The organism is Sporosarcina sp. FSL K6-6792 (assembly GCF_038004885.1).
In the GTDB taxonomy this organism is placed as follows: domain Bacteria; phylum Bacillota; class Bacilli; order Bacillales_A; family Planococcaceae; genus Sporosarcina; species Sporosarcina psychrophila.
On sequence record NZ_JBBOSA010000001.1, the window covers coordinates 3,913,249 to 3,938,158 of the forward strand.

The window sequence follows — 24,910 nt, forward strand, 5'->3', positions numbered from 1 at the left end:
ATGGTATCGGTAACTGGACACCAACAACAATCGGGGAGGGTGATCAATCTGTCTACGAATCAAGTGACATCTCATACTATAAACGTTTTAGGCGAACTGACTGCTGAAAGTGAAGAGATTTTATCGCCGGAAGCACTTGCATTCCTACAATCTCTTCATGATAACTTTGATGAAAGACGGAGAGAGCTTTTGGCTAACCGGCAACAGCGTCAAAGTAGCATCGACAGTGGAATAAAACTGGATTTCTTAGCCGAAACACAATATATACGGGATGGGGATTGGACAATTGCATCCCTCCCGCATGATCTGCAGGACAGACGAGTGGAAATTACAGGTCCTGTCGGTCGGAAGATGGTCATCAATGCATTGAATTCAGGAGCAAAAACATTCATGGCTTGTTTTGAAGATGCAACATCTCCCACATGGGCAAACATGTTGGAAGGACAGCTCAATATGAAAGATGCCGTTCGGCGGACGATTGAGTTTGAACAGCATTCCACTGGCAAGACATACAAGTTGAACGATGAACCCGCGGTGCTCATGATACGGCCGCGCGGATTGCATCTGCTGGAAAAGAATGTCGTAATTGATGGAGAGTCGATTGCAGGAAGTTTCTTTGACTTCGGATTGTACTTTTTCCATAATGCCAAGGAATTAATCGCTCGCGGATCTGGGCCATATTTCTACCTACCTAAGCTTGAAAGTCATTTGGAAGCAAGATTGTGGAACGATGTGTTTGTCTTTGCGCAGCAGCAACTTGGAATTCCAACCGGTACAATTCGGGCAACGGTGTTAATCGAAACGATTGCGGCGGCATTTGAAATGGACGAAATTCTATATGAACTTCGGGACCATTCAGCAGGTCTCAATTGTGGACGCTGGGATTATATTTTCAGCTATATTAAACGGCTGCGCAATCAACCGGACGTTATCTTGCCTGATCGTGGGCAAGTAACGATGACATCGCCATTCATGCGGGCTTATACATTGCTTTGTATTCAAACCTGTCATAAGCGCAATGCACCGGCAGTCGGTGGGATGGCTGCACAAATTCCAATTAAAAATGACCCAGAAGCAAACGCAGCAGCATTTGGCAAAGTAAGTGACGATAAACGCCGTGAAGCGACGGATGGACATGACGGAACGTGGGTAGCGCACCCAGGACTTGTCGCGGTTGCGATGGAGCAGTTCAACGAGCATATGCCGACACCGAATCAGATTGGTCGTAAACGAGAAGATGTCAAAGTTACCGCTGATGACCTGCTGGAAGTCCCAAAAGGAACGATTACGGAACAAGGCTTGCGAATGAATTGCAGTGTAGGCGTTCAATATATTGCTTCTTGGCTCAGAGGGAACGGGGCAGCTCCTATTAATAATTTGATGGAAGACGCGGCGACAGCTGAAATCTCCAGATCACAAGTGTGGCAATGCATCCGTCATCCACAAGGTAAACTTAGCGATGGGCCGGATATTACAGAGAAATTGGTTGCAAAAGTATTGCAAGAGGAACTGGAATTAATCAAACAGACTGTTGGTGACACTGCGTTCACTACTGATAAATATGAAGCAGCTGCAGAACTGTTTTCAGCATTAATCGTGCAAGATGACTTCGTTGAATTTTTGACACTGCCGGGGTATGAAAAATTAAATTGATTTACAAATGGAGGTAAAAAATATGAAAGTGGAGGAGATTTATATGCAAACAAACAACAATAGGAAAGAATTGCCGAGAAAGATTTGTCGTGAATGTGGATGTGAAATTGTCGAGCAGATTGAATCCCCATTGTTTGAGTGCGAGCGGTGTATTGGTTCGAATGAAGAGTGACATAGCAACGGCTCTATTCCTACAAGTGGAATAAAGCCGTTTTTACTTGCTTTGATTAACTATAAGAGGATTTACGCTACAAGTATGGAAGTAGTACTAGAGCTAGTAATTGTATTTTGAAAATAGGTAGGGGGAAATAGAATGAGAAACGAAGAAATGTTACTGATACCTGGACCGACGCCTGTTGTCGATTCCATTTATGATGCGCTGGCGAGTGAAACAAGAGGACATACTGACCCGAGATTTGTTGCAATTTACAAAAATGCCATTGAGCAAACACGTGAAATGTTGCAAACAGACGGGGAAGTTTTTGTCGTTGCTGGATCAGGAACGATTGCAATGGAAATGGCGCTCGTTAACACAGTCGCGGCTGGGGAAAAGATATTAGTTGTCAGCCAAGGTTATTTCGGTGACCGGTTCATTAAATTAGGGCAAGCTTTTGGCATTGAGGTGGATGTGCTTCAATCGGAATGGGGCAAGCAAGTTACGCCTGAAGAAGTGGAAGCGAAACTTGCTGAAGGGCATTATAAAGCAGTAACAATTACGCATGCAGACACATCGACTGGTGTTGCAGCTGATCTCGAAGCACTTGTACCAATCGTGAAAAAACATGGTGCACTTGTCATTTTAGATGGTGTTTGTGCAACGGCAGCGATGGAAGAAGATATGAGTAAAACATACGGCCATCCGGACTATAAAATTGATGTTATTTTGACTGGCTCTCAAAAAGCAATTGGCGTTCCACCGGGATTAGCGATTGTCGCCTTTAACAAAACCGCATTGGCTGCTAGGGAGAAGATTGAACGCGTTCCGGCCTATTATTGCGATATCTACAATTGGATTCCTGTCATGAATGATCCTTCCAAATATTTTGCAACACCGCCAGTGAACTTGATTTACGCCTATGATGAAGGAATGAGACTTGTTCACGCGGAAGGTTTGCCGACAAGAATAATTCGCCATACGGCATTCGGTAAAGCGGTGCGAGCCGCGCTTTCTGAATATGGCATGAAAGCAATTGCTGATGAAAATGTAGCAGCATCAACATTGAGCTGTATCCTCTATCCTGATGGTGTCGGCGACTCGGAATTCCGCGCAACGCTTGGTAAAAAAGGTGTCATTGTAGCAGGTTCACTTGCTCATTTAGCAGGAAAAGCGTTCCGCATTGGGCATATGGGGAACACAACAGAGGAAATGTTGGAACAAGCGGTTGAATTAATTGGTGACACGTTGAATGAAATGGGTCATCCAGTTGATTCGGCGAAGGCAGTTGAGCGCTTTAAGCAAGAAGTACGTGTGGGTGTTTGAGATGGGGCTATCCTTTAACGGGTAGCCTTTTTTTATTGGAAAAAGGGGAGAGCGATCATATAATCCGGCAACCGATCATATCGGAGTGCGGCCCGATCATATAACCCGACAACCGATCATATCCCCGTGCGCCCCGATCATAAAACCTGGTAACCGATCATATCCGAGTGCGTCCCGATCATATAACCCGCCAACCGATCATATCCGCGTGCGTCCCGATCATATCCGCGAGCGCCCCGATCATATAACCTGGTAAGCGATCATATCCGTGTGCGCCCCGATCATATAACCCGGCAACCGATCATATCCGCGTGCGACTCAATCATATAACCAGGTAATCGATCATATCGGAGTGCGTCCCGATCATATAACCAGGTAATCGATCATATCCGCGTGCGCCCCGATCCTATCATCAGACACCCAATCATATCCGAGTGCGTCCCGATCATATAACCAGGTAATCGATCATATCCGAGTGCGTCCCAATCATATAACCCGGTAATCGATCATATCCGCGTGCGCCCCGATCATAAAACCAGGCAACCGATCATATCCGAGTGCTTACCGATTATATAACCCGACAACCAATCATATCCACCAGCTAACTCTATTAATAAACTTCCATACCCCACTTGCCATTAACGTTAACGTCAATGTTAAACTACTCATATAGTTGAAAATTCCAACACTTCAAAGGGGGAGCTAAAGTGAAGGATATTACTGAAGTTGCCCAGGCATATGATGTGTCGACCCGTACAATCCGGTACTATGAGGAACTTGGTTTGTTGAAACCGGACAGGACCGCAGGCAATATAAGGATTTACCCGAAAGCAGAGGTCGTAAAGCTGCGACTGATTTTGCGCGGAAAAAGGTACGGATTCACGCTGGAAGAAATAAAGGAGATGATTTTACTTTTTGACAAAGATCGGACTGGGATAAAACAATTGGAGCGGACAATCGATTTTGGCAATGAAAAAATCGGACAAGTAGAAGACAAAATTCAGGAGCTCACGGAAATGAAGATGGAAATGGAACAGCTGCTTATGCAATTCGCCGAAAAACTAACCAATTTAAAGGGGGATTAAGGAAATGAACAGTTCGCAATTGTTGGAACGCAATGCAAGGAAATATCCTAAGACTGAAGCGGTTATTGGAATGGGGAAACGCTATACGTATAAAGAACTTGATCAGCTTGTGAATCGTTTTGCGCACGGCCTCAAGCTTCTTGGAATTGGGCGAGGAGACAAAGCTGTTCTATATATGCCAAACGTTCCGGAATTTGTTATCGCCTATTTTGCAGTTCAGCGGCTTGGGGCAATCATTGTCCCGATAAATGCCAAGATGACGCTGTCAGAAGTCGAATATGTACTTGAGAATTCTGATGCAAAAGCCTTCATTGCACATGATTTGCTGTTTGAATCAGTGAAAAACCTGGATAGCAATTTAGTGTTAATCAAAACAGGAGCCCCCCTAGACGATAAGTGGATCAGTTTTGAAACAGTACTCAATGATAATGATTCCTCAATTGAATGCAATTTACCCGATTCCAGTGAATCGACCATTTTATATACTTCCGGCACAACAGGTAAACCGAAGGGCGTGTTATTCAGTTATAAAAACATCCTAACAGTTGCGCAAATGATTTGTGTTGAGATGGAAATTAAACCGGAGAGCCGCTTGCTCATCATGATGCCGCTTAGTCATTCTGCACCGCTCCATCTGTTTTTCATGGCGGGGCTACTAGTTGGTGCGACTAGCGTCTTAACACCAACATTCACACCTGATCTTTTAATTGATACTGTTGAACAAGAAAAAACAACGCACTTCTTCGGGGCACCCGTCGTTTATTTATTGACAGCGAAGAATCCGAAGATGGAAACAGCTGATTTGTCTTCAATGAAATGGTGGATTTACGGCAGCGCGCCTTTATCGCAACCGGAAGTTGAATTTGTGCAGAAAAAGTTCAAATCGAATAACTTCATCTGTGTCTATGGACTGACAGAAGCGGGTCCAAACGGCACGTTATTGAGCGCAAGTGAACATAAAACGAAAGCAGGCAGTATTGGAAAACGGGCGGCACTTCATGCAGAGTTTAGGATTGTTAATCCGAACGGGGAAGACGTACAACAAGGCGAAGTGGGGGAAATTCTTTTACGCGGGGAAGGCAATATGCTTGGCTACTATAACAATATAGAAGCAACTGCTGAAACATTCATAGGCGACTGGTTGAAAACAGGTGACTTGGCGAAAATAGATGAAGACGGTTACATTTGGGTTGTCGACCGGAAAAAAGATCTGATCATTTCCGGTGGAGTCAATATTTACCCGAAAGAAGTTGAAGAAGTACTTATTACACATTCGGCAATTAATGAAGTGGCAGTAGTTGGCGTGCCGCATCCGGAATGGGGCGAAACGGTTAAAGCCTATTTTGCGGCCAGTGAGGTGCTTGATCTGGAAGAGGTTAAACAATTTGCGAAAGAGCAGCTTGCGCAGTATAAAGTACCGCGTTTGTATGAACAAGTCGAAGCGTTGCCGCGTAATGCATCTGGGAAGATATTAAAACAACCATTGAGAGAAGGCGAAGTAAATGGTCTTACAGCAAAGGTCGGAAATTGAAACACCATTGAATTTCTATGAGCACGATGAAACATTACAAACACTATTAAAAGAATCTTTGTCTCCTAAGTTTTACGATTATGCCCATTCAGAATTAACGAAATTTGGTTCACTGGTTGCCAATGAAATCGATGAACGTGCCAAACATACGGACCGTGAAGGGCAACCCCGTCTTGAGAAGTATGACAAGTACGGAGATGATTGTTCACATGTCTGGGTCAATGAAGGCTATAAAAAAACAGTGGAAGAAACGTATCGGACAGGGATTGTGGGCTATGTTCATAAAGATATCCCGGAACTCGGCCATAAAGGAAACTACCTCTACAGCTTTGCGCAAGGCTACTTATTATCACAAGCAGAACCGGGATTCCATTGTCCTGTGACGTTGACGCAAGCCACGGCATATTTGCTCGATCATTATGCTAATGAAGCAGTAAAAGAGAAGTTCCTGCCTCATGTTTGTGCAACGGGTGATACGGAGTTATTTGAAGGCGCGACATTTTTAACGGAGAGACAAGGAGGTTCAGACGTAGGTGCTAATGTCGTGAAGGCGGTGGCAGACGGTGAAAACTATCGTTTATTCGGAGAAAAGTATTTTGCATCCAATGCTGGAATGGCAGGCGTCACGATGGTTCTTGCTAGAATGGAAGGTTCAGCAGAAGGCTCGCGCGGACTAAGTTTATTTGCGGTGCCTTGGCGACAAGACGACGGTTCACTAAATGGTATTAAGATTCGGAGATTGAAAGATAAGCTTGGCGTGCGGGCAGTGCCATCGGGTGAAGTGGAGTTTGATGGTGCTCTAGCTTATGTCGTGGGTGATCCCAAAAAGGGCTTCTATTATATGATGGAAGCGTTGAATTTATCACGAATTTGTAATGCCGTCGCGTCACTTGGCATCATGCGCCGTGCGTTCAACGAGGCCTTGATGTATGCAGAAAGACGCAATGCATTTGGCAAAAAGTTGACTGACTTTCCGATGATCCAGGAGAGTTTAGCGACTATGAAATCGAAGCTTGAAGTCGAACTGGCAACAACATTCGATCTCATTAAGCTCTTTGATAAAGTAACTTCTGGCAATGCATCTGACGAAGAAACTGCATTGAACCGCCTGAAGATTGCGCTCGTAAAAAAAGAAACCGCAGAACAGGCAATCCATTTCGCTCATGAAGCAATTGAAATGCATGGTGGAAATGGCTATATAGAAGACTTCGTCACACCGCGGTTACTTCGCGATGCACAAGTATTAACGGTTTGGGAGGGGACCGCGAATATTTTAGGATTGGAGCTCCTCAGGCTCGACAATAAATTCAGTGTACACTTGTTATTCATTGACGAAATGACAGAAAGACTAGATTCTGTTCCCGAAAGCTTATGGAAACTACGGATATCCAATGCAGTGGAGACACTAGCAAAAGACCTCACGATATTCGCAAGTTTGAACCCTGACAACCAAACAATCGAGGCAAAGGGATTAATGCGTACTATGGCTTTACTTTATGAAGGGGTCGTTGCGCTTGAATGGGCGGAACAACATGGAGGTCGACATGAAAAGTTGATGGAGATTTTCATCGAAACGAATTGGCCTGAACGAACGATTGGTGAAGTGAAGAGTAGCGTGAAATATTTCAGTGATGTACTGTAACACGTGTTGATTAACAAAAAACAACCCGTAAATAACATGATCACCTACTTGTCGCTACATATTTGTTTCGGTAATCGTAAGGTGGTCCTTCATCCGTCGCTCTCCAAAGGCATAGGTACACGAAGTGCTAAGGCTTTTGGGAACTAAAGAATAGCTAGCTTCTTACCTGGATAAAAGCCGCCAAAGATGCAATTTTGGCGGCTGTAAATTTCTATAAGGCATCACATGATTAGATGCATACTCTTTGCTAAACGTAAGAAAGGAACGCATTGTAAAACGTGCAAGAGTGCCCGAAATTGCATCTTCGGGCACTTACAATCTGTATAGAATATCATCTATTCATTTCTTCCAGAGCAAACGCATTTTTCACTTAAACAGTGCAGGTACGCGACAGGCAACTATTCGTAACAGTATCACATCTAGCTATACGTGGTCCCCTCAGTAAATCAGTCATGAATAGTTCGCCGAAAGCGGGACGGAAATGATCAAGTGAAAACGGAGTTTACCTATCCCTTTTTGCTTATTCGATCTCCCGTGATTTCTTTAAGACGACTAACTCGTAAGCATCAACAGAAGTAAATTCACCTTTTACTTCCTGTTGCGCTGTATTCTTATCAAAATTATTATTCGCCATCACTCTCCATATTGCCGATGAAGGTAAGCGCAACTCATAGGATTTTGTTGTTGGATTAATATAGATTGCAAAATCTTCGTTATCTCCAAGTAATGTGAAGCCAAAAACAGGAGCGGGCGTGTCTAATATATATAATCTTCTCCTAATATCTTGGTTAGAAGTAAGGCGAAATACATCATATTTTTTTCGAAGCGCAATCAGCGTTTTAATAAATTCAACATAGTCATTTTCTACTTCTCTTTTCCGCCAATCTAATTGATTGATCCAATCACTGGAAATATAGCTATTCTCATCGCCCTGTTTAGTTCTAAACCATTCTTGACCAGCATGGATAAACGGAATCCCTTGGCTTAATAACGTGATTCCTGAAGCAAGTTGATGCATTTTCTTACGCGTCAAATCGCTGTCTTGATCATTGCTAAGTAGAAGCCGATCCCATAATGTATGGTTATCGTGACATTCGACGTAGTTAATCGTTTGGTTGACCTCGGACACAAATGGTGTACCAAATTCTTCTAAAGTGGTCCCAGATACGAGGTGGGGCAGCCTTTCGATGAAACGACCTTGACCATTTACATAACCAGTTTCATGTTTGTTAAATAACTGACCTTTGAGTGAATCGCGGAAGTAGTCATTGAAAAATTTAAGACCTGTTAATTGATTGGAGTGGATGGAAGTAGCTTTCTTTTCGGAAGCTAATGCTGTTGGAAGATCCCAACCTTCTCCTAAAAGCATAATTGGCACTGATTCTTCTTTACAGCGCTCATGAATTTGGTTCATTGTCTCGATATCGATGGCCCCCATTAAATCGAACCGGAATCCATCTACATGATAGTCATTCAGCCAAAAATCAATCGTATCTAAAATGAATTTCCGGGCCATTGCTCGCTCTGTTGCAAAATCATTACCTACCCCAGTTCCGTTGCTAAGGCTTCCATCACTGTGATAACGGAAGTAATAGCCTGGAACAAGTTTTTCAAATGGTGATTCTTCCATGATAAAAACATGATTATAAACGACATCAAGGATGACCGCGATTTCTTCCTGATGAAACGCTTGAATCATCTTTTTACATTCAATGATTCTTGCCACGGGGTCATTAGGTGTCAGGGAATAACTGCCTTCTGGTACTTGAAAGTATAATGGATCGTACCCCCAATTATAGTCATCGTTCGGACTAGTCTCATCTACGCGTGCAAAATCATTAATTGGTAAAAGTTGAACATGCGTGCAACCTAATTCTTTCATATAAGTGAGCGCTGTTGAAAAACCATTTTTTGTCGTTGTAGCTGTTTCGGTCAAACCTAAATATTTACCTCGATTAACGACACCGCTTTCTTCTTGATTGGTCGCGTCTCTTACATGTAATTCATAGATAATTGCATCTTGTAAATTCTGAAGTTTGGGCCTGTTTCGTTTGTTAAAGTTAGGTGGGTCAGTTCTAGCAGGGTCTATAATCACGCTTTTTTCACTGTTAGCAAGCATAGCTTTCGCATAGGGGTCATTCAAACGTGTCGTTTGTCCATTGACGATAACCTTATAATCATAAGCAAAACCATGCCAATCACCGTCAATTTTTAGTTGCCATAGACCACTTTTTTGTCGATTTAATAAAAAATCACGATTATCTAAATTTAACTTTACAGAAGTAGCTGTCGGGGCCCAAATAGAGAATGTTGTTGCGGAGTCTTCATAGTCAGTCCCTAATTTAGTAGTCAAATCAGCATAGTGCTGATCAAACCAATCCGTTCGGACGATTGCTCTAGGGTAAACAGGGACCTTCGCTGTGCCCCATAAGAGTACAAGACTTTCTCCGATTGGCAGTTCTTCTAAAAGAATAATTCTTACGGTAGAATCGGCATTTACTTTTTCAATCTTTGTCGAAAAATACTTCTCTTTTGCTGCCCAATAAATGACGGGAGGTTCTTCCGTGTGCAGCAATATAGATATATCGTTCACGATAACGGTTAACACGTGAACATCATCGATCCAAGCTACATGAGTTTCCACAAAAGCAACCCCTTTTCTTGTTTGAATCTAACATACAAGACGTATGGACGCCGTGTTCTCTATTGCCAATACCTAAAACCTACCTCCGCTTTTGCCATTCATACTTGCTTATTCCTAGTATATGTTCTACCCCTATTTTAAGAAACTTACTTGATTTTTAACCAGGAATTAATATATTTCCCCGAAAACAGTTGTCACATTATTCAGAAATTAGGAAATGCAATTGATTTCTATATGGATGTGGAGTCAGAGTTAAGTCATTCATTCGACATTAATTTACATTAAATTTACCAATAAAAGAAATTTGTAGAACGATTTAACATTCATTTACATAATAATCTGCTAACATAGAATTTGGTATAACCCTTAGCAATAAGGTTTCTACGTAGCGTTTGTAGCTGCTTTAGATTGTGAAAGTTGATTCTTTTTATATCGAGCTATTACAAAGAAGTGAATAATAAAAGATCCATGACAAAGAAGAACTAGTCATATTCGTATACCATCCTGAATATAATCTTAATTGGCTCAAGAAAGGAGTCAGCACGATGTATTACAATATTTCAGAACAGGAACTATTTTTATTTCACCAAGGTACTAATTATCATAGTCACCAATTATTAGGTTGCCATACGATTGAATGGGAAGGTACTCAAGGCTATCGATTTGTAGTGTGGGCACCTAACGCTAAAGAAATTCATGTAGTTGGTGACTTTAATCAATGGAAAGGCAATTTACACCCATTAAAGAGAATCACGAACGAAGGGTTATGGATTGGTTTTTATACGGACATTCCCGAAAACATCCCTTATAAATATGAAATTGAATCGGACAATGGTCAAGTGCTACTGAAAGCAGATCCATATGCTCTTCAATCTGAGCTTCGACCTAAAACGGCATCTTTAACCCCGATTCTATCCGGATATGAGTGGAGTGATGATGATTGGCAAGAAGAAAAGAAAACGTTTGATGTTTATTCATCACCCGTATCGATTTATGAAGTTCATCTAGGCTCTTGGAAAACAAATGTAGACGGTGAATTTTATTCATATCGCGAACTTGCTGACCAAATGGTTCCTTATGTAAAATCGCTAGGTTATACACATATTGAATTACTCCCACTTGCGGAGCATCCATTTGATCTGTCGTGGGGTTATCAAATAACTGGTTATTTTTCTGTCACGTCTCGTTATGGTCCACGTGATGAATTTAAATACTTTGTTGATCAGTGCCATCAACAGAACATCGGTGTAATTATGGACTGGGTTCCTGGTCACTTTTGTAAGGATGATTTTGCACTTCGTCAATTTGATGGGGAGGCATTATATGAATATGCCGATCCTCGTAAAGCTGAAAAAAAGTTGTGGGGAACATTAACCTTCGACTTTGGACGACCTGAAGTACAAAGCTTTTTAATCTCTAATGCACTTTTTTGGCTGGAAGAATATCATATCGATGGGATTCGTGTAGATGCAGTAGCTAGTATGCTCTATCTTAACTTCGATAAATCGGAAGACAAGGATAAAATCTACAATTCATACGGTGGAGATGAAAATCTTGAAGCATATGCCTTTATCCGCAAATTAAATGAAGTTATTTTTTCATATGAGCCTGGGGCAATGATGATGGCTGAAGACAGTTCAGATTTACCACTTGTTACGGCACCTACACATGTAGGTGGGCTTGGTTTTAATTTCAAATGGAATATGGGCTGGATGAACGACACGCTTACCTATATGGAAGCAGATCCAGTGTATCGAAAATGGCATCACAATCTACTAACCTTCCCATTTATGTATACACATACAGAAAACTTTCTACTACCGCTGTCACACGATGAAGTCGTTCATGGTAAAAAATCATTGCTCGATAAAATGCCTGGTGACCAGTGGCGGCAGTTTGCAAACCTGAGATTGCTTTATGGCTATATGATGGCGCACCCTGGTAAAAAGTTATTATTTATGGGAGGTGAGCTAGCACAGTATGCTGAATGGAAGGATCAAGAACAATTGGATTGGCAACTTTTAGATTATCCACTTCATAAAGCGATTTTTAACTATGTTAAAGCGCTCAATCATTTCTATCTGGAATATCCTGAACTTTATGAATTAGACCATAATACTGAAGGGTTTGAGTGGATTGATCCTCATAATATCGATCAAAGTGTGATTGCTTTTCGTAGACGTAGTACAAGCCCAGGGGAAGAACTAATCGTTGTCTGCAATTTTACCCCGGAAGTCCTTTTTGACTATAAAATTGGTGTGCCCACTCCTGGGACTTATCAAGAAATTTTTAATTCAGATGCTAGTCAATTCGGGGGATCTGGACAGGTAAACGATGCTGACCATTTTAGCATTCCGCAAGAATGGCACAGATTATTACAGCATATAAAAATAAAGGTACCACCTTTAGCTATCGCAATTTTTAAACGCAAAAAAGTACCTGAATTTATTGAGGAGGCTAATTAATGAAAAATTGTGTAGGCATGTTGTTGGCTGGTGGAGAAGGGAAACGTTTAGGCAAATTAACGAACAACTTAGCGAAACCAGCAGTGCACTTCGGAGGTAAGTATCGAATTATTGACTTCACGTTAAGTAATTGTGCCAACTCAGGACTTCAGACATTGGGCGTGATGACTCAATATTCACCACTTGAATTAAACAAACATATTGGAAATGGAAAACCGTGGAACTTGAATCGGCAAAACACTGGTGTGACGATACTTTCCCCTTATACCGCAAAAGACGGAGGCGACTGGTATTCTGGTACGGCTGATGCAATCTATCAAAACATTCATTTTATCGACCGGCATGACCCAGAATATGTCCTTGTCATTTCGGGTGATCATATTTATCAAATGGATTACGCAGCAATGTTGGAAGAACATAAACAAACGGGCGCTGATGTCACCATTTCCGCAATTCCAGTGGCTTGGGAAGAAGCATCGCGGTTTGGAGTTTTGAATACAACTGATGACATGCGCATCTACGAATTTGATGAAAAACCGCAAAATCCAAAAAGTAATTTAGCGTCTATGGGCGTTTATATATTTTCATGGGCAACATTACGATCCTATTTGTTGGAGGATGCTGAAAATAGTCAATCCAGTCATGATTTCGGAAAGGATATTATTCCATCGATGGTTAATAATAATCTTCGTTTGTATGCGTATCGTTTCGAAGGTTATTGGAAGGATGTCGGTACAATCGAAAGTTATTGGGAAGCCAATATGGACCTGTTGGATAAAGATTGGAGTCTCTTGTTAAATAATGAAAACTGGAGAATATACACCAACGAAACGAACATTCCCCCAGAGTATATCGGAGAAACTGCAGTTGTGAAGCAGTCATTGATCAATTCTGGATGTTGGGTGTGTGGAACAGTTGACAGTTCTGTATTGTTTGAGAATGTAGTGATTCACCCTGATAGCATGGTTAAACAATCCATCTTGTACCCAGGCGTAGAAGTAGGGAAGAACTCGATTCTAGAACGAGTAATTGTAATGGAAAATACAAAGATCCCTGAAGGCACACATATTAGCATTGGACTTACTGAAGAGCCGCTCGTGATCAATCAAGACACACTGAGTGGGATTTTAGCGTTAAGTTATATCGGATAAGTAATAGAAGTACCATAGCTTGTTGGACTGTTCAGTGAAATGACGTTGTGAACATCGGTACCATATATTTTGCACGACATTTGCTAGATAACCATTTACTTAAATGAAACGCCAGTAAGAAAAGCATAAAAGTCTACAGTTGCACTTGTACATTTTCGGCTAGCTTTGGACGAAATGCTCGCAACACCTTTACTGCGGGTTAAAGGTGTCTGGAAATGACGGAGTCATTTCCAAACACCCCCTTTGGGGAGGAATTGAAGTTCATTCCTCCTTAGTCATCCTGTTGCTACTATCCGTCCGCCGCGTACCTACAATGTTCAAGTACAAAATGCAACTGCTTTGGTAAATGAAAGAATTACAACCTTTCTAGAAAGGTTGCAAGTGCCCGAAGATTAAATTTCGGGCACTCACCTCTTTTAATAAAGCTTATTCGCTTATTTTAGCAAATATCATACAAGTAATAGTGTGACGCTTTGCAGAAAGTGATACCGCCTTAAATTCGAAAAGGAAATGCTCTAAAGAAGGAGTAAGTAGCCAAAATTGCATCTTTGGCTACTCCCCTATGGATAGCAAAGTGGTTATTCACTCGTTCCCAAAAGCTTTAGCACTTCATGTACCTGTATCTTTGGAGAGCGACGGACGAACGCCTACCATACGATTAACGAAAAAGCTGCGTAGGAATGCGACAAAGTCGCATTCCTACGCAGCTAGAAATCCCGATAATAGTAAAGTAGTCGTTCAGTCCAAAGCAATCCGAAAGCACCTGTACATAGGGCGCCTAGTGTTTTATCACCAAAGTAAGCAGTCAATTACTGGTCAACTTTGGTTAATCACCACATTGGATGTTGAACAAATGAATACCTATATTAACTGAGTGAAGCTGCCTGGCTTAGGGCGGGAGGCATCCCCGAACGCCGCAGCGGATTTGAATGGAATCTTTAGTTCAACTTAGCTAGACAATTTAAAGGGGGAAAATAGATGAACACAATGATGGGCCTTATTAATCTGGAACACGAGCATCATTATTTTCATGAATTAACATATTTTCGTAGTGGTGCCACAATTCCTTTTGCAGGTCGTTATCGTTTGATTGATTTTCCACTTTCGAATATGGGGAATTCTAATGTAGAGTCAGTGGCTATTTTTACCCGCAATAAATATAGATCCTTAATGGATCATCTTCAAACAGGTGGTAGCTGGGAGATGGATGAGCGCAATGGTGGCCTGTTTATTCTTCCACCGGATTGGAACGATCCATCTGATATTTCAAAAGGCGATTTGAGTTTTTTTCATAATAACCGTGATTATTTTGCTCGTGGAAAATCTTCCTATGTACTAATTAGCGGAAGTCAATTTATAACAAATACAGATTATCAAGATGCATTTAAAAGTCATCTTGCTAATAAAGCAGATGTAACGCTGATTACTACTCATATCGAGACGTTAAATACTGAACATGATTCTGCTTTTCGAATTGAAGCAGACGAAGATGGCTGGGTCACTACTATCACGAATGATAAGCAAGAAAATGACCTTTTCACGGGTGTTTATATTATCAACAAAGACTTATTAATGACGTTAGTTGATCAATGTATTGCACACCACCAAGATCATTTTTTTGTCCATGGCATTAAAGAGAATCTTGCTACGTTAAAGATTCAAACGTATAAAAACAATGGTTACGGTGTGTTTATCAATTCAATCGAGAGTTATTATCGACATAATATGAATCTATTATCAGAGGAGAATTATAAGGCATTATTTTATAAACTACCATTTATTCGGACGAAGGTTGGGAATCAGCCACCTACGAAATATCGTAATGAAGCGAATGTCAAAAAATCAATTCTGGCAAATGGTTGTATTATTGCTGGCGAGGTAGAGGGCAGTGTTTTGTTTCGAGGTGTAACCGTAGAAGAAGGTGCAACGGTAAAAAACTCGATTATCATGCAGCGTTGTAAAATTGAAGCAGGTGTCCATTTGGAGAATGTGATATTAGATAAAGACGTTCATGTGACCGCAAATCAACAATTAATCGGATCAAAGGATAAACCCTATGTCGTTGCAAAAAGACAAGTCATGTAAAAAAAGAAATCGTTGGTTGGAAAGGGAAGATTTCATATGAGAAATGTATTATTTGTAGCTTCGGAATGCACACCTTTTATTAAAACCGGTGGATTAGCAGATGTGATCGGGTCACTTCCACAAGCATTGAAAGAGAATGAAGGAGTCGAGGTGCGAGTGATTCTTCCACTTTATGATGAAATACCGCTAGAATGGCGAGATAAAATGGAGTATGTCATGAGCTTTAATGTACCGCTTGGCTGGCGTAATTCGGAAGCAAGTATGTATTCATTAGAATATAACAATATCATTTATTACTTCGTTTCAAATGAGTATTATTTCACCCGTAAAGGGGTATACGGGTATTACGATGATGGTGAACGATTTTTGTTTTTTAGTCGTGCTGTTATTGAAGCATTAACCCATCTAGATTTTAAACCGGACGTACTTCACGCACATGATTGGCAAGCAGGTATGGCTGTTGCTCTTGCCAAAATTATTCAGCCAATAGTCGATATGAAAACCGTCATGACAATTCATAATATTAAGTACCAAGGGCTGATGCCAATCGACATATTTGAGGATTTCTTTGATATGTCACGGGAGCATATCGGTGGTTTTGAATGGAATGGAATGCTGAACTGTTTGAAAAGCGGCTTGTTTCATGCAGATAAAATCACAACGGTCAGTCCGAGTTATGGAGAAGAAATAAAAGATCCTTACTATGGTGAAGAACTTCACCCATTTCTTTTGGAACGGTCCGCTGATTTAATCGGTGTGCTTAATGGTATTGATACTAAAGATTATAATCCTCAAACGGATCCGGCAATTGCAGTTAACTACCGTTCTTCAAGAGCTAAAAAGAAGGAGAATAAACTTATACTTCAAGAAAAACTAGGATTGCCAATCATAGCTGAAAAGCCGCTCTATATTATTATTACTCGGCTTGTTGAACAAAAAGGCTTGCATCTTGTTCAACATATTTTAGATGATTTTCTCCACGAAGATGTTCAATTCATAATCTTAGGAACCGGGGATGAAGAATTTGAAACGTATTTTGCGAAAGCTGCTGAAAGTCATCCCAATAAACTTGTGACCTTGTTGGCTTTTGATGAAGGAGTAGCGCGCCAATTATATGCAAGTGCCGATTTCTTTGTCATGCCTTCAAAGTTTGAACCTTGTGGATTAGCCCAACTCATTGCCTTACAATACAAAACGGTACCAATTGTGCGGGAGACAGGGGGATTGAGGGATACAGTTCTACCGTTTAACGAACTAACTGGTGAAGGAAATGGATTTAGTTTTACAAATTACAATGCTGATGATTTATTGGCTACATTACGCTATTCTTTAAGAATTTATCATGATCCTATTCAGTGGCCAGTAGTGGTGAAAAATGTGAATAAAAGTCAGTTCAGTTGGAAGAGTTCAGCTCGAGATTATGCAACCATTTATGACCAGTTAACGACAATAAGTGTATAGGGGGCAGAATCTTGCTTGAACTAACTGTGGATGAGTTTAAAGAGCGGATCATAAGCAAATTACAAAAAGACAAAAGCAAAGAAGTAGCAGATGCGACCAATAAAGAAATTTATTATGTGATTGCTTCAATTGTCAATGAGGAGATTCTACCGCATTGGCAATCGACTAAAAAAAGATATAACGAGAAAAGCTGTAAACAAGTTTATTATTTATCGATGGAGTTTTTAGTGGGCAGTTTAATTGAAAGTAACCTGCTTAATTGTGGGATGCTTGAACAGTCAAATGAGGCGCTGAAGCAGTTAGGGTTCGACCCTGATAACATCTATGCCCAAGAGCATGATGCTGGTTTAGGCAATGGCGGGTTAGGCCGATTAGCGGCTTGCTTTCTCGATTCATTAGCCTCACTTAAATATCCTGGACATGGTTTTGGAATACGTTATCGTTACGGGTTATTCGAACAGCGAATTATCCATGGTAACCAGGTTGAGCTTCCGGATTATTGGTTAAAGGATCAGTACGCTTGGGAAACACGAAAAGAAGACGAAGCTATTTGCATTCATTATCACGGAAACGTACATATGTTTCAGCGGAATGATGGAAATATTGAATTTAAACATGAAAATACAGATAAGGTAATGGCGATACCTTATGATATTCCTATTGTTGGCTATAAAAATGAAGTGATCAATACACTTCGTCTTTGGAGTGCAGAATCAGTTGGTCTAGATCGGGACGGCTCATCAGAAGAAGGAATGCATTATTACCATGATCTTGATCATAAGCATTCGATTGAACAAATTTCAGGATACTTATACCCTGACGATTCGAAGTATGAAGGAAAAGAGTTGCGCTTAAAGCAACAGTATTTCCTTGTTTCTTCCAGTATACAAAATATCATTAAGGACTTTAAAAAGAACCATCAAAAATCGTTGAAGTATTTACCTGAAAAAGTGGTTATTCAAGTGAATGATACGCACCCAACTTTAGCAATCCCTGAACTAATGAGAATACTTATGGATGAAGAGCACTTCAGTTGGGACAGTGCTTGGGAAGTAACGACGAAAGTAATTGCCTACACGAATCATACAACATTGAGTGAAGCGCTTGAAACCTGGCCGAAAGGCATGATGGAGCATCTACTTCCGCGTATTTATATGATTATTGATGAAATCAACGAGCGTTTTTGCAAAGGACTCTGGTTTGATCATCAGGAGCTTAGAGAGAAAATTCCGGAACTAGCCATTATCGCTGATGAGCAAATCCATATGGCACGGCTCGCAATTGTTGGGAGCTTCAGTGTGAATGGTGTCGCGCAAATTCATACGGATATTTTAAAGGAAAAGGAAATGAAGAATTTTTATGAACTTTTCCCGGATCGTTTTAATAATAAGACGAACGGAATCACCCATCGCCGTTGGCTGTTGCAAGCAAATCCTAAATTATCGGGACTTATAACAGAGTCAATTGGTCCACAGTGGATACAACGCCCCAAACAGCTTATTAGCTTATTAAAATATTCGAAGGATGCTTCATTTTTAGAGAAATTTCATCAAGTGAAGCATGACAATAAGCAAATATTAGCGAACCTCATTCATGAGCGCACGGGTATTTTAGTAGATGATCAATCAATTTTTGATGTACAAATTAAACGACTTCATGAATACAAACGTCAGTTACTTAACATTTTCCACATTATTTATTTATACAATGAATTAAAAGAAAATCCAAATCTAGATATGATTCCTCGCACATTTATATTCGGGGCAAAGGCCGCACCGAGTTACCATTTAGCGAAAGAAGTAATCAAGCTTATTAATAAGGTCGCCTCGATTGTGAACCACGATGCGGCTATTCAGGGTAAACTAAAAGTTGTTTTTTTAGAAAACTATAATGTTAGCCTTGCTGAAAAAATTATACCAGCAGCCGATGTTAGTGAACAGATATCAACTGCGAGTAAGGAAGCATCAGGTACGGGCAACATGAAAATGATGATGAACGGCGCTTTAACAATTGGTACACTAGATGGTGCAAATGTTGAAATTAAAGAGGCTGTTGGCAATGAAAATATTTTCATTTTCGGTTTAAAAGCGGATGAAGTATTGAATTTCCATCAACATGGCGGTTATAATGCTACGGATATTTATAATACGGATGACAGGATTAGCCGGATTTTAGACCAATTAAATCAGGGTGAATTTGGATCGCATGAAATTGAGTTCAAAGATATTTATTACAATATTCTATCCCAAAATGATCCTTATTTTGTCTTAAAAGATTTTGAGCCTTATCTTGAAACTCACGAACTAGTGGAGCAGACGTACCGTGATAAATTATCCTGGCTCCATAAGAGTGTCACGAATGTTGCTCACTCAGGAAAGTTTTCCAGCGACCGAACAATCCAAGATTATGCGACAGAGATCTGGAAGTTGAAAAAACAGGTTTGAATCAAATGGAAAAAAACCTTATCAAACACTAGGCGTTCAGTGTACAGTTGCTTTTAGATCACTTTGGATTGAACGACTCTTATCCGATTACCGAGATATTTTGATCTATGGGGATGCGACGCAGTCGCATCCCCATAGATCTTTTTTTTCGATAATCGCATGGTGGTCGTTCATCTGTCGTTCTCCAAAGGTATAAGTACACGAAGTTCTAAAGCTTTTTGGGATGAAAGAATAGTTGGCTTCTTAGTTGGATAAAGGCAGTCAAAAATACAATTTTGGCTGCTTACTCCTTCTCTATGGTTTTTCTTTTTTATTTTAAGGAAATGGTAATTTCTACAGGATATCACGTAATAACAAGTGTGATTTTGCTGAAAGATAAGTAAGGAACGCATTGTAGAAAATGCAAACGTGCCCGAAATTGTATCTTCGGGCACTTATAACTTCTGTGAAAAGTCATCGATTCTTAATTTTAAAACAACTGCAGTTTTCACTTAAACGTTGTAGATACGCGACAGGCAACCCTCCTCTTCTCCTCAGTAAAACTGTCGTGATTAATTTAGCCGAAAGCGAGTAGAAAACGCACTAGTCCAAATGAAGAATTTTGCGCCAACCTTACAAGTAACTTAAGCAAAAAAGTGGTTAATCAACAGACATGAAAAAAGCTGACTCACAAGAGTTCAGCTTTTTTTATTGTGTGAAGAGGTAACCGACCGTATACAATCGTATCCAAAAAATGTGAATAAATAAATATTGAAAGACTATTGCGAAGTGACGGAATTATAGTTACAATGTTAAGAATCAGATAAATGAAACTGCGTTTCAAATAATGAAACCATTGAGGGGTGTATTAATGGTTCGAACATTAATGGAAGTAGATAAATTACAAGTTGGTATTCAAGATGATGGAATAAAGACTGCGATTGTCAATGGAATTAGTTTTCAATTGAATGAAGGTGAGACGCTTGGAATCGTAGGTGAATCAGGTTGTGGAAAAAGTATGACAGCGCTTTCACTTATGGGGTTGCTGCCACCGGGAGTTGAATGGCAAAGTGGGGATATTCATTTGAATGATCTTCATTTTAAAGACTTCAGTAAAAAAGACTGGCGTAAAGTTAGAGGGAAGAAAGTATCGATGATTTTCCAAGAACCGATGAGTTCCTTGAATCCGGTCTATACAGTCGGAAAGCAAATAATAGAAATGATTTTAAATCATGAAAATATCGATAAAAAGCAAGCGAGGGCCCGTGCGCTTGAAATGTTGCAATTAGTGGGAATACCGAGACCTGAACAAGTGCTGGATGAATATCCACACCAGTTGTCAGGTGGGATGCGTCAGCGTGTAATGATTGCGATTGCCATGTCTTGTAATCCGGAAATTTTAATTGCGGATGAACCTACGACCGCATTGGACGTTACGATTCAAGCACAGATTTTGGAACTGATGAAAAAACTGCAGCAACAGTTGAATATGTCAATTGTGCTAATTACACATGACTTGGGCGTTGTTGCTGAAATGTGTGACCGTGTCATCGTTATGTATGCGGGAGAAATTATAGAAGAGGCAAAAATTGTCGATTTATTTGATCAGCCGAAGCATCCCTATACGAAAGGGTTGCTTGCATCATTGCCTGATATTAATGAACAACAAGAATATCTATCTTCTATTCCAGGAATGGTGCCTGCACCAGGTAGTATGTCTAGTGGGTGTCGTTTTGCACCACGCTGCTCAATGGTCCATGAAAGATGTACACAAAGCCCACCGCTAATTGAAACTGAAAATAAAAACAAAGTGAGATGCTGGTTATATGATGAAGCAAAACTGGAGGTGATGACCAAATGATTGAACGGGAAGAACTACTCCGAGTTGAAAACTTGAAGAAATACTTCCCCATTAAAGGGGGAGTATTTGGCAACACGACGACACAACATGTAAAAGCGGTAGATGGAATTACATTCAACGTGAAGAAGGGGGAGACATTCGGAATTGTTGGTGAGTCGGGTTGTGGTAAAAGTACAGCTGGCCGAACAATCATGCGAATGATGGAACCGACAGAAGGGAAAATTTTTTTCCAAGGACAAGATATTACGAATATTAATAAAGATGAAATGCGAAAGTTGCGGAAAGATATCCAAATTGTTTTTCAAGATCCGTATGCATCATTAAATCCAAGAATGCGTGTCTATAAGATTATTGAAGAACCGTTAATCAATTTTGGTATAACGGATAAAGCAGAAAGGCATAGACGCGTGCTTGAAGTTGCTGACCAAGTCGGGTTATCACAGGCACAATTGAAAAGATTACCGCATGAATTTTCGGGTGGTCAGCGTCAACGAATTGGAATTGCACGTGCTTTAATTTCTAAACCAAAACTCATTATAGCGGATGAACCGGTTTCCGCATTGGACGTTTCTATCCAGTCACAAGTATTGAATCTTATGAAAGACTTACAAAAAGAATTTGGCTTGACTTATATTTTCATATCCCATGATTTAAGCGTCATTAAGCATTTTTGTGATCGTATTGGTGTTATGTATTTAGGTAAGATGGTGGAAGTTTCAGAGAAGAATAAGTTATACGACGATCCACTGCATCCTTATTCAAAAGCTTTGTTATCAGCGCTTCCTAGTCCGCACCCACTTCAGAAAAAAGAACGAATTATTTTAAGGGGGGATGTTCCGAGTCCAGCGAGTCCACCGAATGGCTGCACATTCCATCCAAGATGTTTTTCTTGTATGGAGGTCTGTAAAACGGTGAAGCCGGAACTTCAACTTATGGATGAAAATCATTCAGTTTCTTGTCATTTATACAAGACTGCCGAGGTAGAGCATGTATGAGTAAAACGATGGAAAAAGGGTTGCAATTGCTTGATTTATTTACAGAAGATCATCCCTACTGGCGGTTAGATGAAATTTCAGCTTATACAGAAATTCCGAAACCAACAGCACTAAGACTTTTGAGGACATTGGTAGAGGCAGGTTTCTTACAGCGGACACCTGTTGAAAGGAACGGCGCCATAATAGATGGTGACAGCTATTCGCTTGGTTTGAAGTTACTACAGCTAGGCGAACGTGTGGCAAGCGGTTTGGAAATAAGAAATATTGCACTTCCTTTTATGCGGCAATTGCAAATGCAGTTCAATGAGGCTGTTCAACTGATTACACGGGAAAATAATAATGGCGTTTACATTGAAAAAGTGGAGAGCACTCGGCCAGTTAGATTGTACACGCGTGTCGGCAGACATGCCCCGCTTTATGCAGGAGCATGCACGAGGACATTACTATCATTTTTGCCAGATGAAGAAATAGACGCGATATTATCAATGCCTCTTACGAATTATGCCAGCCAGACTCCAAAGTCGGCAGAAGAAGTATGGTCCTTGATTAAGCAAGTTAGAAGTGAAGGATACGCTTATAGTCTGTCGGAGCTTGAAGAAGGAACTGTTTCGATTGCAGTTCCAATATTTAATCGTCATGGCGAGGTAGAATACTCAATCAGTATTGCAGGGTTTCCTGTATCCCTGCCTAAAGAGAACGCGAATCACTTCTTACAATCTCTTTGGGATGCAGCGGCAAATATATCGGAGAAAATAGGCTATACCGATCTGTATCCGTATAGAAATGCACTTAAAAAATCATAGTATGGGGGAGAAATTATGACGAAGAATAAAAATCTAGTTGTTTCATTGTTATTGGTAGTAATGCTTGTGTTAGCAGCTTGTTCAGGCGGCGGAAACGACAAAACAGAAGGAACTAAGAAAGAAGCTAATGGGAAGAATCCCGCGGCTGATCGCGGAAATGAAATAGTCGTTGGTATTAATAGCGATCCACAAAGTTGGGATCCTATCGATACGTTCTTGCTAGACTGGAGTACTGTTGCAATATCAGTATTCGAAGGACTAGTAGAAAGGGACCTTGATTTGGAGTTGCAACCGGGACTTGCAGAAAGCTGGGAATACTTAGATGACAGTACGCTAGAGTTCAAATTACGTCGAGGCGTTGTGTTTCATAATGGAGAACCATTCAATGCAGAAGCGGTGAAGTTTACGTTCGATCGATTACTGGGTGAAGAGGGACAAAAAGGGCCTCAGTATTCAAACTATACCTCTATTGACTCTGTCGAAGTAAAAGATGAATACACAATTACAATGAAGTTGAATTCCCCAGATCCAGTTTTGCTTACCAAACTAGCCGGATATGGAGCAGTCATTGTACCACCAGGTTATGTGACAGAAGTTTCGGATGAAGAGTTTAATGATAAACCGGTAGGTACAGGTCCATTTAAAATGACAGGTTATAAGCGTGATCAAGAAGTAGTTCTGGAGAAAAATGAAGACTATTGGAAAGAAGGACTTCCAAAACTTGATAAAGTAACCTTCAAAATTATACCTGAGGCTTCTACACGACTTGCAGAACTGCAAACAGGAAAAATTGATATTATGAAACGTGTTGAAGTTGCGCAAACAAAAACAGTGAAAGACACAGACTTTTTGAAGCTTGAAGAAGTTGGAACACCGACTGTATTCTCTTTACGTTTTGATACAGCAAATGCACCTCTTGATAAAAAAGAAGTAAGACAAGCGATTAACTACGCAATTAACAAAGATGAAATTATTGAAGAAATTCTAGGTGGCTATGGTATTCCAATCAGTACGTATCAAAGTGAATTGTCATTTGGTAATAATCCAGATTTGAAACCGTATGCATATGACCCTGAAAAAGCAAAAGAAATGTTAAAAGCAGCTGGAGTTGCTGAAGGAACAGAACTAGATGTATTCATTCCTGGGAATGATGGAAACTTTAAAGAAATCACACAGGCAGTTGCATTTTATCTGGAAGAAGTCGGATTGAAAATGAATATAAACAGTGTAGATAATACAACGTTAATTTCAGATTTAATTCCAAACGGTAAAGCAGGCCATATGTACCGCCAAGGCTGGGGTGGTTGGACATTGGACTTCGATAATACAGCGTACTTAATGTACCACGAAGGCGAACAATGGAACCCATCTTTTAAAGATGAAAAAGTAGAAGAATTATTGGCTGCACAGCGAGCAACAGTTGACCAAGATGAGAGACATAAAATTTTCATGGAATTGACAACACTCTTGTATGATTTAGCACCTGAAGTGAACTTGTATCAAGCAGTAGATTTATATGCAGTAAACGAGCGTTTGGAAAACTTCCAACCACCGCATGAAGATCGTATGCGTCTTGAAGAAGTTACTGTCAAATAAGCTGGTTACCGCTAGGCAATAACCAATTCATATAG

Annotated in this window: 16 protein-coding genes; 15 read left to right on the forward strand and 1 reads right to left on the reverse strand. The window is 40.5% G+C overall.

Features of this window, described 5'->3' with window-relative positions; translation table 11 throughout:
- The 6 genes from aceB (at position 1) to MKZ26_RS18870 (ending at position 7,391) form a co-directional block, all read left to right on the forward strand.
- Positions 1 to 1,653, forward strand: coding sequence for a malate synthase A (gene aceB / locus MKZ26_RS18845; protein WP_340767162.1), 1,653 nt, complete (start codon positions 1 to 3; stop codon positions 1,651 to 1,653).
- A gap of 43 nt (positions 1,654 to 1,696) precedes the next feature.
- The gene (gene yhfH / locus MKZ26_RS18850; RefSeq protein ID WP_156476085.1) at positions 1,697 to 1,825 is read left to right on the forward strand and encodes a protein YhfH; all 129 of its coding nucleotides are present in this window, start codon (positions 1,697 to 1,699) and stop codon (positions 1,823 to 1,825) included.
- A 141-nt stretch (positions 1,826 to 1,966) separates the two neighbouring features.
- The gene (locus MKZ26_RS18855; RefSeq protein ID WP_340767163.1) at positions 1,967 to 3,133 is read left to right on the forward strand and encodes a pyridoxal-phosphate-dependent aminotransferase family protein; all 1,167 of its coding nucleotides are present in this window, start codon (positions 1,967 to 1,969) and stop codon (positions 3,131 to 3,133) included.
- A 707-nt stretch (positions 3,134 to 3,840) separates the two neighbouring features.
- The gene (locus MKZ26_RS18860) at positions 3,841 to 4,218 is read left to right on the forward strand and encodes a MerR family transcriptional regulator (RefSeq protein WP_340767164.1); all 378 of its coding nucleotides are present in this window, start codon (positions 3,841 to 3,843) and stop codon (positions 4,216 to 4,218) included.
- 4 nt (positions 4,219 to 4,222) lie between these two features.
- Positions 4,223 to 5,749, forward strand: a complete 1,527-nt coding sequence (locus MKZ26_RS18865; protein ID WP_340767165.1) for a class I adenylate-forming enzyme family protein — start codon at positions 4,223 to 4,225, stop codon at positions 5,747 to 5,749.
- Positions 5,721 to 7,391, forward strand: coding sequence for an acyl-CoA dehydrogenase family protein (locus MKZ26_RS18870; protein WP_340767166.1), 1,671 nt, complete (start codon positions 5,721 to 5,723; stop codon positions 7,389 to 7,391). The genes MKZ26_RS18865 and MKZ26_RS18870 overlap by 29 nt, the downstream gene beginning before the upstream one ends.
- A gap of 520 nt (positions 7,392 to 7,911) precedes the next feature.
- Here the strand turns inward: MKZ26_RS18870 and pulA are convergent.
- A complete protein-coding gene (gene pulA / locus MKZ26_RS18875; protein WP_340767167.1) occupies positions 7,912 to 10,035 on the reverse strand; it encodes a type I pullulanase in 2,124 nt (707 codons plus the stop codon).
- A 545-nt stretch (positions 10,036 to 10,580) separates the two neighbouring features.
- On the opposite strand from pulA, the gene glgB reads away from it, so the two are divergent.
- From glgB to MKZ26_RS18920, 9 genes are all read left to right on the forward strand, one after another.
- On the forward strand, positions 10,581 to 12,500 hold the full coding sequence (gene glgB, locus MKZ26_RS18880; RefSeq protein ID WP_340767168.1) for a 1,4-alpha-glucan branching protein GlgB: 1,920 nt from the start codon (positions 10,581 to 10,583) through the stop codon (positions 12,498 to 12,500).
- Positions 12,500 to 13,651: a glucose-1-phosphate adenylyltransferase gene (locus tag MKZ26_RS18885; protein WP_340767169.1), complete on the forward strand. Its 1,152-nt coding sequence runs from the start codon at positions 12,500 to 12,502 to the stop codon at positions 13,649 to 13,651. The genes glgB and MKZ26_RS18885 overlap by 1 nt, the downstream gene beginning before the upstream one ends.
- A gap of 978 nt (positions 13,652 to 14,629) precedes the next feature.
- Entirely contained in the window at positions 14,630 to 15,736 is a 1,107-nt protein-coding gene (glgD, locus tag MKZ26_RS18890) for a glucose-1-phosphate adenylyltransferase subunit GlgD (protein ID WP_340767170.1), read from the forward strand.
- Positions 15,737 to 15,772: 36 nt separating this feature from the next.
- Positions 15,773 to 17,197 carry a glycogen synthase gene (locus tag MKZ26_RS18895; protein ID WP_340767171.1) on the forward strand — a complete coding sequence of 475 codons (1,425 nt, stop codon included), beginning with the start codon at positions 15,773 to 15,775 and terminating at the stop codon, positions 17,195 to 17,197.
- 11 nt (positions 17,198 to 17,208) lie between these two features.
- Positions 17,209 to 19,641 (forward strand): glycogen/starch/alpha-glucan phosphorylase, encoded by a 2,433-nt coding sequence (locus MKZ26_RS18900; RefSeq protein WP_340767172.1) that lies wholly within the window; start codon positions 17,209 to 17,211, stop codon positions 19,639 to 19,641.
- Positions 19,642 to 20,491: 850 nt separating this feature from the next.
- Complete coding sequence (locus MKZ26_RS18905) at positions 20,492 to 21,481, forward strand: ABC transporter ATP-binding protein (protein ID WP_340767173.1); 990 nt, start codon at positions 20,492 to 20,494, stop codon at positions 21,479 to 21,481.
- Complete coding sequence (locus tag MKZ26_RS18910; RefSeq protein WP_338655410.1) at positions 21,478 to 22,476, forward strand: ABC transporter ATP-binding protein; 999 nt, start codon at positions 21,478 to 21,480, stop codon at positions 22,474 to 22,476. The genes MKZ26_RS18905 and MKZ26_RS18910 overlap by 4 nt, the downstream gene beginning before the upstream one ends.
- On the forward strand, positions 22,473 to 23,279 hold the full coding sequence (locus tag MKZ26_RS18915) for an IclR family transcriptional regulator (protein WP_338655411.1): 807 nt from the start codon (positions 22,473 to 22,475) through the stop codon (positions 23,277 to 23,279). The genes MKZ26_RS18910 and MKZ26_RS18915 overlap by 4 nt, the downstream gene beginning before the upstream one ends.
- 15 nt (positions 23,280 to 23,294) lie before the next feature.
- Positions 23,295 to 24,875 carry an ABC transporter substrate-binding protein gene (locus MKZ26_RS18920; RefSeq protein ID WP_340767174.1) on the forward strand — a complete coding sequence of 527 codons (1,581 nt, stop codon included), beginning with the start codon at positions 23,295 to 23,297 and terminating at the stop codon, positions 24,873 to 24,875.
- Positions 24,876 to 24,910: the final 35 nt, after the last annotated feature.